A 15,148-nucleotide genomic window follows, 5' to 3' on the forward strand; every position below is an offset into this window, starting at 1 on the left:
CGATAGCACGGCGCGCATCAAAACGTGATGCGCGTCACATTATGCCCGGCCCGCAACGGTTTGCGCAGGACTCATGCCCCGAGGTTCTGCCGCAAGTTGCGGCCAGGGCCATAAGCAGGGGGCAAATCCTCTTTGACCATGGCTACTTCAGCCCCAGCATCAAGCCGCTCAAGCGCTTAACCTTGCGCTGTACCGCTTCTTCGAAGACACCGGCACGCGGTTCGACCAGGCTGAACCAGTGTTTGGCCCGGGTGATACCGGTGTAAATCAGCTCCTTGGTCAATACCGGGTTCAGCGCTTCCGGCAGCACCAGCGCGGTGTGGGAGAACTCCGAGCCCTGGGATTTGTGCACGGTCATGGCGTACACCGTTTCCACATCATTGAGGCGGCTTGGCAGCACAAACCGAATGCCGCCCTGCCCGTCGTTGCGAGCGAAAGCCACGCGCAACACGTACTTTGGTGTCAGTCCGTCACGCTCAGGGAGTTTGAGAGCAATGCCGATATCGCCGTTCATCAACCCCAGGCCGTAATCATTGCGGGTCATCAGCACCGGGCGACCTTCGTACCAGTGCTGGTCGCTGTCAATCAGCTTGTGGCCGAACAGGGCACGGGTGATGCGTTCATTCAGACCTTCGACACCCCAGGGGCCTTTGCGCACCGCACACAGTACTTGAAACGCTTCGAACGCCTCCAGCACCTTGCCGGCCCACGCGCCCCAGCAGGGGTCTTCAAGCCCCGCCTCGGCTGCCGGGCGCTGCTCGCGCAACACCTCGAGATAGTGTCGATAGCCTTTGGCCTGCGCCCCTCGCCCTTCCAGCGCCAGGCGCTCAAAGGCACGGTCCTGTTCACCCTTGAGGGACAGGGCAAAAAGGTCGGCATGGCTGCCGGCCGCCAATAGCGCCCGCGCAGCATCGGATTGCTGACGATTGACCAGGCGCGAGAGCTGGCCGATGCCGCTGCCTTCGCCAAAGCGCCGCGAATGGCGGAGCATGACCACTTGTTGGGCTAACGGATGAGAACCGTCGAGGTCTTGCTGCAATTCACTGGCGGCCAGGCTTTCGCCGCTGACGTGCTCCAGCCACTCCCGGGTTTGCGGGGTGTACCAACCCGCTTCGGCATCGCGACACAAATCCCCCAGCACGGCACCGGCTTCAACCGACGCCAGCTGGTCCTTGTCCCCCAGCAGCACCAGCCGGGCATGGGCGGGCAGTGCATCGAGCAGGTTGGCCATCATTTCCAGGTCGATCATCGAGGCCTCGTCAACCACCAGCACGTCCAGCGGCAAACGGTTGCCCGCGTGATGGCGGAAGTGCCGGGTGCCGGGGCGACTGCCAAGCAGGCGGTGAACGGTGGTCACATCACTGGGGATTTTTTGCCGGACCTTGTCGTCCACTTCCAGTGACTTGACTTGCAGACTGATGGACTCGGTCAAGCGTGCCGCTGCCTTGCCGGTCGGCGCGGCAAGACGGATCCGCAACGGGGTCCCCGCTTCAACGGCCGGGGCTTGAAGCAGTGCCAGCAAACGTACCACCGTGGTGGTTTTACCCGTACCGGGACCGCCGGTGACAATGCTGAACGCGCCCCGGGTGGCCAGGGCGCAGGCCAGCTTCTGCCAGTCAATCGGCGCATTCGCGGCGGGGCTGCCGAACAGGCTGTCGAGGCGCGCAGGCAAATCCGCAGAGGTCACTTGAGTGGCTGCCAGCCGTTGGCGCAATGCGCTGTCGATGCGCCGCTCATACGCCCAGTAACGACGCAGATACAGACGCCGGTCACTCAGCACCAATGGCCGGCTGGCGGCATCGGCCAGCGACTGGCCGGCATGCTCTACCAGCGGGCTGGCTTGCAAAGCCTTGCACCAGGCGTCGCCATCCAGCGCTTCGAGTAATTGTGAGGGCAGCAACATGGCACCGGTCTGCACATCACCCTCAGGCGGCAGGGACAGCGCGAAATCGGGCTCTTTCAGGGTTTCAAACAAGTCCAGGCAGACGTGCCCGTGCCCCAGCTGGTGGCTGGTCAACGCCGCCGCCAGCAGCACCAATGGATCGCCATGGGGGTCGCGCTCATGCAGAAATGCGACAAAGGCTTTATCCAGAGCGCGCAGCCAGCCGCGCTCCACCCAGCGCTCCAGCAATAGCAGCAAATCCTCGGCCCGGTGCAAGGGTTGCAGCCGGGCCAGGCTCTCGGCCGTCAGCGGGGTAGGCAACAGCTCGGCAAATGAACGACTCATAACAACACTCCCTGTTCCCACGCCGGCTCAGCCTGTTGTGCCGCAGGTTTGCCCTGGAACATCAGGTCCAGGCTTTCGATCAATAGTCTGGGCGGACGGGTGAAGAACACGCCCTGCCCCTGGGACCGGGTACCGCGCAAGAACAGGTAGAGCGCGCCGCCCATATGCCGGTCATAGTCGTAATCGGCCAACCTGGCCTTTAGCTGGCGATGCAGGGCCAGCAGGTACAACACGTATTGCAGGTCGTAGCGGTTATCCAGTATGGAGGCCGTCATCGCTTGCTCGGTGTAGGCCGAGTCGTCGGCACCCAGCCAGTTGGATTTGTAGTCTGCCACGTAGTAACGCCCCTGGTGTTCAAACGTCAGGTCAATAAAGCCTTTGAACATGCCATTGAGCAGGCTCGGTTCCGCTGCCGCACGTGCGGCACCGCCATGGGTGTGCTGGCGTACCAGCCTGTCCAGTTGCAGGACATCAACCTTGTGGCTGGCAAACCAGAATTCCATTTCGATCTGATACTGGCTCAGCTCGCTGAGGACCACTGCCGGCTGACCGTTATTGAGGCGCAGCGGCTCATCTTGCAGATGCTGCAACCAGTCGCTCAGGGTCTCGATCCAGCCTTGCCAGCCGCGACGGTTGCAACGCCGGGCCACGGCATCCTGGATGGCCTGCGGGTCCGCCTTGAAGCCTTCGCCGCCCGCCCATTCGAGCAGACCATGGAGGAAGGTTCCGGGATTGGGCCCGCGGGGAAACCGGTGAATGTCGCCGCCACTGAGCAGCACTTCACGCGGCGCATCCGGATCAAGTCGCTCATCGTCCGAGAGTTTTTGCGCCAGGGCGCTTTCAGGGGCTTCGGCGGGGCTGAGGCTGTCACCAATGCGCAAGGCACTGTAGGACGCGATCCACCAGTTTTCCGCTGCCCGACGTGCCGGTAGCAGCGGCTTGAGCAGGGTCGCCTGATTGAGCGGTGGATAAAATTTCGCCTCGCTGGCCGTCGGCACGGGCAAGTAGCGGATCGCCGCGCAGTCTTGTTGCAAGTCAGTCAGCCAACCCTGCAATCCTGCGGACTCGGCCAGCAGCGCACCACCTCCGAGCAAATAGCCCAGTGCTGAAAGATGCAGCACCGAACGATTGTTGTTACCGCGCTTGAGGTCGGCCACCCCCAGCCAGCAAGCATGCTGGGCCCGGGTCAGAGCCACATAGAGCAGGCGCAGGTCTTCGGCCAGACGCTCGTCATCGGCCTGGGTTATCAGCTCTGGCGTGGCCTTTAAACTCACCCGCGGGTTGCCCGCATCATCGTGATAATGCAGCGGCAAACGGCTGCCATCCACAGGTTTGGTGGAGCAAATAAACGGCAGGAATACCAAGGGGTATTCCAGGCCTTTGGACTTGTGAATGGTCACCACTTTGACCAGTTGCTCGTCACTTTCAAGGCGCAGGATTTGCTCTTCTCCGGCCTGCCCGGATAGCGCCAGGTGCTCGGCCAGATGCCGGATCAGCGCCTGTTCGCCATCCAGTTCGGTGGCGGCCTGCTGCAGCAGTTCGGACAGGTGCAGGACGTTGGTCAATATCCGTTCGCCATCGACACGGGCAATCAGCGCCTGAGGCAATTGGAAGTCATGCAGCAGTCGGCGCAACATGGCCAGCACACCCTGCTTGCGCCAGATCTCGCGGTAGCCCCGGAATTGCATGACCCGGGATTCCCAGGCCAATTCGTCCTGATTCAGACGTTCGAGTTCAATCAGCGGCAGGTCGAGGGTGATGCAGGCCAGGGCGGCCCGCAGCGGGCGTTCAACGTCCGGCTCGGCACAGGCTTTGAGCCAGGCCAGTACATCGTGGGCTTCCTGGGCGGCGTAGACCGAATCCTTATCAGACAGGTAAACGCTGCGTACGCCCCGTGTCGACAATTCACGCCTGACCGCCTGAGCTTCCTTACCGTCACGCACCAGAATGGCAATGTCTGCCGGCAATACACCGCGCAGGGCTTTGCCCGGCTGGGCAAAACCGCACCGACCTTGCTGACCGCCATTGAGCAACTCAACAATTTGGCTGGCACAGGCCGCTGCCAGTTGCTGACGATAAATGACACCTGACAGCGGCTGCTCGGAGGGCAGTTGCCAAAGGGTCAATGCAGTGGCGGGCTGGCCATCCAGTTGCAGGACTTCTTTACGGCCCTGGGATTTGACCGACACAAAGGGCACCGGATTCTCCGGACCTTCGCGGAACAAAAATGCCCCCCGCCCGCTGTCCCGCTGCTCGGCCCGGGCAAATACGTGGTTCACCGCTTCGACCATTACATGGCTGGAGCGGAAGTTGGTATCAAGGGTATGCAGTCGGCCACTGGTGGCGTGACGGGCACGCAAATAGGTGTAGATGTCGGCGCCGCGAAAGGCATAGATCGCCTGTTTCGGGTCGCCGATCAGGAACAGGCCGGTATCGGGACTGTTGTCTTCGATACGGTAGATGGTCTCGAAGATGCGGTACTGCACCGGGTCGGTGTCCTGGAATTCGTCAATCAGGGCCACCGGAAACTGCTCGCGAATCAGGGTCGCCAGACGCTCGCCGCCGTCGGCCTGCAACGCCGCGTCGAGCCGCAGCAGCATGTCGTCAAAGCCCATCTCGGCACGCCGACGCTTTTCTTCTTCAAAGCGTTTGCTCACCCAATAAGCGGCGTGCTCAAGAACTGCGGCATCCGGCGTCGGCAAGGCATCAAGCGCGGCTTTCAGGCCGTGCATGGCGTCCAGCGCCGGATGCTGCGGGGGCTCGCCTTTCCAGGCTTCTGCGAAGCCATCGGGGGTCAGGCGGGTGAAACCTGTGCCCAGATCCAGCTGCTCCAGAGATTCGTCAGCCGCCCAGGCACTGAGTTTTTCAAACCAGGGTTCAAAATAACGGGCCTGCATTTTCCTGCCGTCCACCGCTTTGGCGGCCACGGCCTGCAGGCAGATTTCACGCAGCTGCTGGGCCCATTGCAACCAGGGGGTTTTCAGCTGTGCAAGGGCCTGGCGACGTTCCAGCAAACAGGCTTCGATCATCGAGGCCGGTGTTTGCTCCACATTTTCAGGCGCCCTTGAGCTGCCGAACAAGGCTCGAACCCGCGGTAACAAGGCGGCCGGGCCACTCCAGTTGGTGCGCACCCAGTTCAAGGCATCGCCATGCATGGGGTAACAAAACAGTCGCCAGTAATCGCGCAGTACTTCGCCGAGCAAATCGCTGTGGTCGGTTTCCAGGGTCTGGGTAAACAGGCTGCCACTGTCGAAGGCATGTTCACGCAGCATCCGCTGGCACCAACTGTGGATGGTCGAAACGGCAGCTTCGTCCATCCACTGTGCTGCGATATCGAGGCGCCCGGCACAGGCGGCCCATTGCCCGGGCGCGAACTGGTCCCGCAGTTGTGCAACCAGGGCGTCCGGGGCTTCGATCTCGTCACGGAAGAACCGCGCGGCTTCAGCGAGTCGGGTGCGGATACGGTCACGCAGCTCTTTGGTCGCGGCATCGGTGAAGGTCACCACCAGGATTTGCGGGGGTAGCAACTCGCGGCCGAAGCCCGACTCCCCGGCGCCATGCCCCAGAATCAAACGCAAATAGAGTGCCGAGATGGTGAAGGTTTTGCCGGTGCCCGCGCTGGCCTCGATCAGTTGACTGCCGCGCAGGGGAAAGGCCAGGGCCAGAGGTGTTTTTTGCTCGTTCATTAGCGGGACGCCTCGCTGTTCAATGAACGCCATGGCGCATCAAAGAGTGGTCGATAGAGGGCATCGCACCACTCTGCAAATTCTTCACTGGCCATCAGGGCCGGGTAATCAGGGAACTGGCGTGCGAGTGCGGCACTTTCGCGACGCTCGCCATCGCTGGTCTGGCCGTCGCCTTCGTAGGCTTTTTGCGCCGCGGCATCGGCTTTGGCCGGATCGGTCTGGGCCAGCCAGGCGAAGGCTGTTTTGACGGCAATGGGTAACGGGCGGCCCATGCCGACTTTCCAGGCCATCAGCAAGTTGCCAAGAATTTCACTGGCGTGCTTGGCCTCCAGAGGTGCGAGCAGCAAGGTGTCATCGCTGGCTACCAACGCAGTGGACATGTCCAGGCCACTGGCGCAAGCGACCAGGTGGTTGACCCAGGGCCGGGTCAAGCGATGCCATTTACGGGTTTTGATCGCGCCAATACTGTTAGGAATAGTCGTGACGGACAGTAGGCCCTTGTCACTGCGTTGATGCAGATTGCTCAGCCAGCCTTCCAGAATCAGGCCGTTTGACTCAAAGCTGACGGGAAGCGCGCTATTGAGCGGCGTAGGCCAAAGGGCAAGTAATTGCTGATAGCGCTGTAGTACATCTGGAAGTGGCTCTATCAGTTCTTGCTGCAGACTCTCGCCAAAACCGGCCATGGGCAGCAGACCGCTGCCCTGTAAACGCAGGGCCCGGGTATGCAAGGCCTGTTCAGGCTGGTCTGGCTGCGCCAATGCGGCCTCGAGCAAGCTGTCGCTCAGGGTGTAGCGCTGTAACGCGTCGAGTACGAAGGGTTCCTCATCTGCCAGAGGCACTTCGGCCGCCTCAAAGAACACTTTCAAACGTTGGCTAAAGAAGTGCCGTACAGGATTACGCAAGAAGTCCTGCAGTTGGGTCAGGTTCAAAGGTTCTTCTTGTTCGTGTGCGGTCAGGATGCCCGGCGCAACAGGTGCCGGTTGGGGCTCGTGCAAACGCTGCCATTCCCGGGCATAGCTGAACAGGTTGGAATTACCTTCATGGAAGTAGCGGGTACTGAAGGGTTGGAGCGGATGTTCCTGGGTCATGGCTTGCAGCAAGTCGCCCCCGCCCGCCAGTTGCCAGCCGCTGGCCAGGTGGTCGCGCAGTTGCCCGATCAATACGCAGGCAGGACGCTCGCTGTTGTCGCGAATACTGCGCCCGACCCAGCTGATATAGAGCTGATCCCGTGCAGAAAGCAGCGCTTCGAGCAGCAGGTAGCGGTCATCTTCCCGGCGGGATCTGTCACCCGGGCGGTAGTCACTGCCCATCAGGTCGAAATCAAGCAGTGGTTGCGCACGCGGGTAGTCGCCATCGTTCATGCCCAACAGGCATACCAGCTTGAACGGAATGGCCCGCATCGGCATCAGGGTGCAAAAATTCACCGCCCCGGCCAAAAAGCGCTGCGACAGCTTGCCTTGATCAAGCCCGGCCAACCAGGCTTCACGTACTACGGTTAGCGGTAACTCGTCTTGCAGACCGACCAGCTCACAGGTTTCGAGCCAGGTTTCGCGAAGCTCTTCGAGCTGGGCCAGCAGGTAATCGTCATGTTCGGTTTCTGCCTGGAAAAACAGTTGCACCAATGCCTGCAGGCGCTCGCCCCATTGCCCCGGCAAAGCCGGTCGGGACAGCTCCTGGTGGGCAATTTCCAGTGCGTCCAGCAATGCCACGAGGGGACCGATCAGTACCGCATCGAGACCGCCAATTTCATCATAAGGCTCAATTCCATCGCAGGCTTCGGCGCTACCGACGGCATAACCGAGCAACATGCGGCGCAGGCCAAAGCGCCAACTGTTTTGTTCCAGATGAGCCGGCAAACCGAGGCCGGCCCGTTGCTCTGCATTCAGTCCCCAACGAATCCCCGCACCTTCAATCCAGCGATGCAGGGTCGGCAAGTCGCGCTCTTGTACGTTGAAGCGGGCGCGCAGGGCCGGAACATCCAGCAAGTCGAGAATTTCACTGACGGGAAAACGGCTGTCCGGCAGCTTGAGCAGATGCTCGATGGCGATCAGCAGTGGATCACGGCCACGCTGGCCCTGGTCTGCCAGGGTGTAGGGGATGAACCGGCGGTCGTCTCGCTCGATCTGGCCAAATACCGCACGGATATGGGGCGCGTAGCTGTCGATATCCGGCACCATCACGATCACATCCCGCGGCTGCAACTGAGGATATTTTGCGAATCGGGCGAGCAACTGGTCGTGAAGGATCTCGACTTCGCGCTGCGCACTGTGGGCAACCTGGAAGCGGATTGATTGATCCTGATCCAAATCGACGGCGGGCCATAACTCGCGGGTTTCGCTGAGGGGGCGCAGTTCGAGGATGTCATCCTGCAACTGGTTCAGCTGGTTCAGCGGTTGCACCTCACTGAACAGGTCGATACGACCATCACGAAAAGCAGCGCGATAACTATTGGGGTCATCGTAGCTGTCGAGCAAATTGATGTAGTCACGCCCTTGTTTGCCCCAGGCAGCAAGCAACGGGTGGGCGTGTTGATGCAGGATATCCAGGTCCAGGGCTGCAGGCATTCCCGCTTTGCGCGCCTGACGTTTGTACTGGTGACGCAGCAGGTCTTTATCCGCAACGATGTCTGACCAGTGATGGCGACAAGGGTTGTGTACGCACAGCAGCACCTGGCTGAAACGGGAAAGTCCGGCCAGGGCTTCGAGCGCCTGGGCGGGCAGTGAAGATATCCCGAATACAATCACCCTGGCCGGTAAACCGGGCGGCGCTTGCTCAAGGCTGTTGATCTTATCCATGAAGCGCTGGTGAACACCGGCCCGACTCTGGGACATGCCCTCCTCACCCACATCGAGCAATAACGCACGCCAGAGTTCGGCCTGCCAGCAGTTAGCCGGGCTCAGGGCCGGACTTTCACCCCGGGCGTTGCGCAATTGATGGCGGCCTGCGGCCCAATCTTCCAGCCAGTCGGCCCGGTAAACCTGATATTGGTCGAACAGGTCAGCCAGCCGCTCTGACAGCTGATAGCGTTTGCGCAGATCGCTGTCATGGGTAAGGAAGCGCTGCAAGGGTTCGAAGTGCGGCTGATCGATAAGCGCCGGGAGCAAGCGCATCAGGCGCCAGGTCAGCGGGGCCTTATCGAGCAGGGACGTTGCAGGAATTTGTTCACTGCCCAGGACGACTCTATAAAGTTGCCACATGAAACTGCCGGGCAACTGCACGTCTACCGCGGCGGCAATACCACAGCCGCCAAGGTCATCGTCCCGGGCATCTTCCGCCAGAGCCAGCTTCAGCCATTGGGCGATACCGTTGCTCTGCACCAAAGCAATTTCGTTCTCCAAAGGAGCCAGAGGGTAGCGGCGCATCCAGCTCACAACCAGGCTGCGCAACTCATCAAGGCGGTTACCGTGAACCACCATAAAACCCGCATTGAGGGACGTAGCAACCGGCATGACGGCATCCTTAGGAGAGAGCAAATCCAAAGGCGAACCTTATCATTGCCCGGGAGAATTGGTGGAGTATTGCAAGACCGGTCCGGCCCTGCAGTCGCTACCGAAGGCTGCGATAGACAGTAAGTCTTGCGCAAGAGAAGCCCTGTGCCACCTGTTGCCTTGCGCATTCGGCGACTGCAGCAGCGGAAGAGTTGTTGCAGCGTATCGCGGGCTGCAACTTTTCTCGGCACAAAAACAAACCCCCTGTCTGCGTGAGCAGACAGGGGGTTTGGAATTTAATCTTGACGATGACCTACTCTCACATGGGGAAACCCCACACTACCATCGGCGATGCATCGTTTCACTTCTGAGTTCGGGATGGGATCAGGTGGTTCCAATGCTCTATGGTCGTCAAGAAATTCGGTAGCCAGCGCGTTTACCTTACGGTCAACGTTCCAGCGAATGGGTATGTAATAGATTTGTGTGTTGTGCAAACTTTCGGTTTGTATCGTCTTCACACACCGCAACTTGTCTGTTCTTGTCACCAAGAACGCAAATTGCTTGGGTGTTATATGGTCAAGCCTCACGGGCAATTAGTATTGGTTAGCTCAACGCCTCACAGCGCTTACACACCCAACCTATCAACGTCGTAGTCTTCGACGGCCCTTTAGGGAACTCAAGGTTCCAGTGAGATCTCATCTTGAGGCAAGTTTCCCGCTTAGATGCTTTCAGCGGTTATCTTTCCCGAACATAGCTACCCGGCAATGCCACTGGCGTGACAACCGGAACACCAGAGGTTCGTCCACTCCGGTCCTCTCGTACTAGGAGCAGCCCCTCTCAAATCTCAAACGTCCACGGCAGATAGGGACCGAACTGTCTCACGACGTTCTAAACCCAGCTCGCGTACCACTTTAAATGGCGAACAGCCATACCCTTGGGACCGGCTTCAGCCCCAGGATGTGATGAGCCGACATCGAGGTGCCAAACACCGCCGTCGATATGAACTCTTGGGCGGTATCAGCCTGTTATCCCCGGAGTACCTTTTATCCGTTGAGCGATGGCCCTTCCATACAGAACCACCGGATCACTAAGACCTACTTTCGTACCTGCTCGACGTGTCTGTCTCGCAGTCAAGCGCGCTTTTGCCTTTATACTCTACGACCGATTTCCGACCGGTCTGAGCGCACCTTCGTACTCCTCCGTTACTCTTTAGGAGGAGACCGCCCCAGTCAAACTACCCACCATACACTGTCCTCGATCCGGATAACGGACCTGAGTTAGAACCTCAAAGTTGCCAGGGTGGTATTTCAAGGTTGGCTCCATGCAGACTGGCGTCCACACTTCAAAGCCTCCCACCTATCCTACACAAGCAAATTCAAAGTCCAGTGCAAAGCTATAGTAAAGGTTCACGGGGTCTTTCCGTCTAGCCGCGGATACACTGCATCTTCACAGCGATTTCAATTTCACTGAGTCTCGGGTGGAGACAGCGCCGCCATCGTTACGCCATTCGTGCAGGTCGGAACTTACCCGACAAGGAATTTCGCTACCTTAGGACCGTTATAGTTACGGCCGCCGTTTACCGGGGCTTCGATCAAGAGCTTCGCGTTAGCTAACCCCATCAATTAACCTTCCGGCACCGGGCAGGCGTCACACCCTATACGTCCACTTTCGTGTTTGCAGAGTGCTGTGTTTTTAATAAACAGTCGCAGCGGCCTGGTATCTTCGACCGGCGTGGGCTTACGCAGTAAATGCTTCACCCTCACCGGCGCACCTTCTCCCGAAGTTACGGTGCCATTTTGCCTAGTTCCTTCACCCGAGTTCTCTCAAGCGCCTTGGTATTCTCTACCCAACCACCTGTGTCGGTTTGGGGTACGGTTCCTGGTTACCTGAAGCTTAGAAGCTTTTCTTGGAAGCATGGCATCAACCACTTCGTTAACTAAAAGTTAACTCGTCATCAGCTCTCGGCCTTAGAATCCCGGATTTACCTAAGATTCCAGCCTACCACCTTAAACTTGGACAACCAACGCCAAGCTGGCCTAGCCTTCTCCGTCCCTCCATCGCAATAACCAGAAGTACAGGAATATTAACCTGTTTTCCATCGACTACGCTTTTCAGCCTCGCCTTAGGGACCGACTAACCCTGCGTCGATTAACGTTGCGCAGGAAACCTTGGTCTTTCGGCGTGGGTGTTTTTCACACCCATTATCGTTACTCATGTCAGCATTCGCACTTCTGATACCTCCAGCAAGCTTCTCAACTCACCTTCACAGGCTTACAGAACGCTCCTCTACCGCATCATCCTAAGATGATACCCGTAGCTTCGGTGTATGGTTTGAGCCCCGTTAAATCTTCCGCGCAGGCCGACTCGACTAGTGAGCTATTACGCTTTCTTTAAAGGGTGGCTGCTTCTAAGCCAACCTCCTAGCTGTCTAAGCCTTCCCACATCGTTTCCCACTTAACCATAACTTTGGGACCTTAGCTGACGGTCTGGGTTGTTTCCCTTTTCACGACGGACGTTAGCACCCGCCGTGTGTCTCCCATGCTCGGCACTTGTAGGTATTCGGAGTTTGCATCGGTTTGGTAAGTCGGGATGACCCCCTAGCCGAAACAGTGCTCTACCCCCTACAGTGATACATGAGGCGCTACCTAAATAGCTTTCGAGGAGAACCAGCTATCTCCGAGCTTGATTAGCCTTTCACTCCGATCCACAGGTCATCCGCTAACTTTTCAACGGTAGTCGGTTCGGTCCTCCAGTTAGTGTTACCCAACCTTCAACCTGCCCATGGATAGATCGCCCGGTTTCGGGTCTATTCCCAGCGACTAGACGCCCTATTAAGACTCGCTTTCGCTACGCCTCCCCTATTCGGTTAAGCTTGCCACTGAAAATAAGTCGCTGACCCATTATACAAAAGGTACGCAGTCACCCAACAAAGTGGGCTCCCACTGCTTGTACGCATACGGTTTCAGGATCTATTTCACTCCCCTCTCCGGGGTTCTTTTCGCCTTTCCCTCACGGTACTAGTTCACTATCGGTCAGTCAGTAGTATTTAGCCTTGGAGGATGGTCCCCCCATATTCAGACAAAGTTTCTCGTGCTCCGTCCTACTCGATTTCACTGCAAAGATGTTTTCGCGTACAGGGCTATCACCCACTATGGCCGCACTTTCCAGAGCGTTCCGCTAACATCAATACAGCTTAAGGGCTGGTCCCCGTTCGCTCGCCACTACTAAGGGAATCTCGGTTGATTTCTTTTCCTCAGGGTACTTAGATGTTTCAGTTCCCCTGGTTCGCTTCTTAAGCCTATGTATTCAGCTTAAGATACCTAACTTATGTTAGGTGGGTTCCCCCATTCAGACATCTCCGGATCAAAGTCTGTTTGCCGACTCCCCGAAGCTTTTCGCAGGCTACCACGTCTTTCATCGCCTCTGACTGCCAAGGCATCCACCGTATGCGCTTCTTCACTTGACCATATAACCCCAAGCAATCTGGTTATACTATGAAGACGACATTCGCCGAAAATTCGCATGTTCAATTAAGAACGTTCACAAATTTTACCTTAGCCTGAATAAACACCAGTGAAAGTGCTATCCAGTCTAACTTTCTATTACATACCCAAATTTTTAAAGAACGATCTAATCAAAAGATCAGAAATCAACATTCACCATCATTTGATGGAATGCTCATTTCTAAGCTTTACGATACAGAAGCAAGTAATGGTGGAGCCAAACGGGATCGAACCGTTGACCTCCTGCGTGCAAGGCAGGCGCTCTCCCAGCTGAGCTATGGCCCCATATTTCTACAGGCACTTTCCACACAAAATTGGTGGGTCTGGGCAGATTCGAACTGCCGACCTCACCCTTATCAGGGGTGCGCTCTAACCAACTGAGCTACAGACCCAATTTCGAGCTTGTAACTGTTAGCGTGCGCTATCAGCCTGGAGCTTAAATTTGCTTCTATCGTCTTCTTCAATGAATCAAGCAATTCGTGTGGGAACTTATGGAGCAGCTGATGTCGTCGATTAAGGAGGTGATCCAGCCGCAGGTTCCCCTACGGCTACCTTGTTACGACTTCACCCCAGTCATGAATCACACCGTGGTAACCGTCCTCCCGAAGGTTAGACTAGCTACTTCTGGTGCAACCCACTCCCATGGTGTGACGGGCGGTGTGTACAAGGCCCGGGAACGTATTCACCGTGACATTCTGATTCACGATTACTAGCGATTCCGACTTCACGCAGTCGAGTTGCAGACTGCGATCCGGACTACGATCGGTTTTATGGGATTAGCTCCACCTCGCGGCTTGGCAACCCTTTGTACCGACCATTGTAGCACGTGTGTAGCCCAGGCCGTAAGGGCCATGATGACTTGACGTCATCCCCACCTTCCTCCGGTTTGTCACCGGCAGTCTCCTTAGAGTGCCCACCATTACGTGCTGGTAACTAAGGACAAGGGTTGCGCTCGTTACGGGACTTAACCCAACATCTCACGACACGAGCTGACGACAGCCATGCAGCACCTGTCTCAATGTTCCCGAAGGCACCAATCTATCTCTAGAAAGTTCATTGGATGTCAAGGCCTGGTAAGGTTCTTCGCGTTGCTTCGAATTAAACCACATGCTCCACCGCTTGTGCGGGCCCCCGTCAATTCATTTGAGTTTTAACCTTGCGGCCGTACTCCCCAGGCGGTCAACTTAATGCGTTAGCTGCGCCACTAAGAGTTCAAGACTCCCAACGGCTAGTTGACATCGTTTACGGCGTGGACTACCAGGGTATCTAATCCTGTTTGCTCCCCACGCTTTCGCACCTCAGTGTCAGTATCAGTCCAGGTAGTCGCCTTCGCCACTGGTGTTCCTTCCTATATCTACGCATTTCACCGCTACACAGGAAATTCCACTACCCTCTACCATACTCTAGCTTGCCAGTTTTGGATGCAGTTCCCAGGTTGAGCCCGGGGATTTCACATTCAACTTAACAAACCACCTACGCGCGCTTTACGCCCAGTAATTCCGATTAACGCTTGCACCCTCTGTATTACCGCGGCTGCTGGCACAGAGTTAGCCGGTGCTTATTCTGTCGGTAACGTCAAAACACTAACGTATTAGGTTAATGCCCTTCCTCCCAACTTAAAGTGCTTTACAATCCGAAGACCTTCTTCACACACGCGGCATGGCTGGATCAGGCTTTCGCCCATTGTCCAATATTCCCCACTGCTGCCTCCCGTAGGAGTCTGGACCGTGTCTCAGTTCCAGTGTGACTGATCATCCTCTCAGACCAGTTACGGATCGTAGCCTTGGTGAGCCATTACCTCACCAACTAGCTAATCCGACCTAGGCTCATCTGATAGCGCAAGGCCCGAAGGTCCCCTGCTTTCTCCCGTAGGACGTATGCGGTATTAGCGTCCGTTTCCGAACGTTATCCCCCACTACCAGGCAGATTCCTAGGTATTACTCACCCGTCCGCCGCTCTCAAGAGGTGCAAGCACCTCTCTACCGCTCGACTTGCATGTGTTAGGCCTGCCGCCAGCGTTCAATCTGAGCCATGATCAAACTCTTCAGTTCAAACATCTTTGGGTTTTTAAGAAACCCTAAACTTGGCTCAGCAATCGTTGGTTACATCTTTGATTTCTCGCGGAGTAACTTGTGATGCTGATAATCTTGTTGACTATCAGTCTGACTCCACAAGCACCCACACGAATTGCTTGATTCAGTTGTTAAAGAGCGGTTGGTTAAGCTTTCGCTCAACCGAGGCGCGCATTCTACAGCAGCCTCTGTTGCTGTCAAGTGGTTATTTTCAGATGTTTTCAAAGTTTCC

The 15,148-nt window shown here is 57.1% G+C and carries 3 protein-coding genes, 2 tRNA genes and 3 rRNA genes; all 8 read right to left on the reverse strand.

Going from position 1 to position 15,148, the window contains the following annotated elements; translation table 11 throughout:
- Positions 1-142: 142 nt before the first annotated feature.
- Entirely contained in the window at positions 143-2,227 is a 2,085-nt protein-coding gene (gene recD / locus JQ848_RS19700; RefSeq protein ID WP_010657280.1) for an exodeoxyribonuclease V subunit alpha, read from the reverse strand.
- The gene (gene recB, locus JQ848_RS19705) at positions 2,224-5,913 is read right to left on the reverse strand and encodes an exodeoxyribonuclease V subunit beta (RefSeq protein WP_202211050.1); all 3,690 of its coding nucleotides are present in this window, start codon (positions 5,911-5,913) and stop codon (positions 2,224-2,226) included. The genes recD and recB overlap by 4 nt, the downstream gene beginning before the upstream one ends.
- A complete protein-coding gene (recC, locus tag JQ848_RS19710; RefSeq protein WP_202211051.1) occupies positions 5,913-9,362 on the reverse strand; it encodes an exodeoxyribonuclease V subunit gamma in 3,450 nt (1,149 codons plus the stop codon). Before recC ends, recB begins: the two co-directional genes overlap by 1 nt.
- Before the next feature lie 279 nt (positions 9,363-9,641).
- Positions 9,642-9,757, reverse strand: a 5S ribosomal RNA gene (rrf, locus tag JQ848_RS19715).
- A gap of 156 nt (positions 9,758-9,913) precedes the next feature.
- Positions 9,914-12,807, reverse strand: a 23S ribosomal RNA gene (locus tag JQ848_RS19720).
- Positions 12,808-13,053: 246 nt separating this feature from the next.
- A tRNA-Ala gene (locus JQ848_RS19725) sits at positions 13,054-13,129 on the reverse strand.
- Positions 13,130-13,159: 30 nt separating this feature from the next.
- A tRNA-Ile gene (locus JQ848_RS19730) sits at positions 13,160-13,236 on the reverse strand.
- 122 nt (positions 13,237-13,358) lie between these two features.
- Positions 13,359-14,895 (reverse strand): 16S ribosomal RNA (locus JQ848_RS19735).
- The 16S, 23S and 5S rRNA genes sit together here with 2 tRNA genes alongside, the layout of an rRNA operon.
- Between the last annotated feature and the right edge of the window lie 253 nt (positions 14,896-15,148).

The sequence above is a fragment of the Pseudomonas paraversuta genome, from assembly GCF_904067025.1.
GTDB classification, from domain to species: Bacteria; Pseudomonadota; Gammaproteobacteria; order Pseudomonadales; family Pseudomonadaceae; genus Aquipseudomonas; species Aquipseudomonas paraversuta.

Coding starts and splice junctions, on each gene's coding strand:
- recD (WP_010657280.1), bottom strand. CDS start 2,227: ATGAGTCGTTCATTTGCCGAGCTGTTGCCTACCCCGCTGACGGCCGAG.
- recB (WP_202211050.1), bottom strand. CDS start 5,913: ATGAACGAGCAAAAAACACCTCTGGCCCTGGCCTTTCCCCTGCGCGGC.
- recC (WP_202211051.1), bottom strand. CDS start 9,362: ATGCCGGTTGCTACGTCCCTCAATGCGGGTTTTATGGTGGTTCACGGT.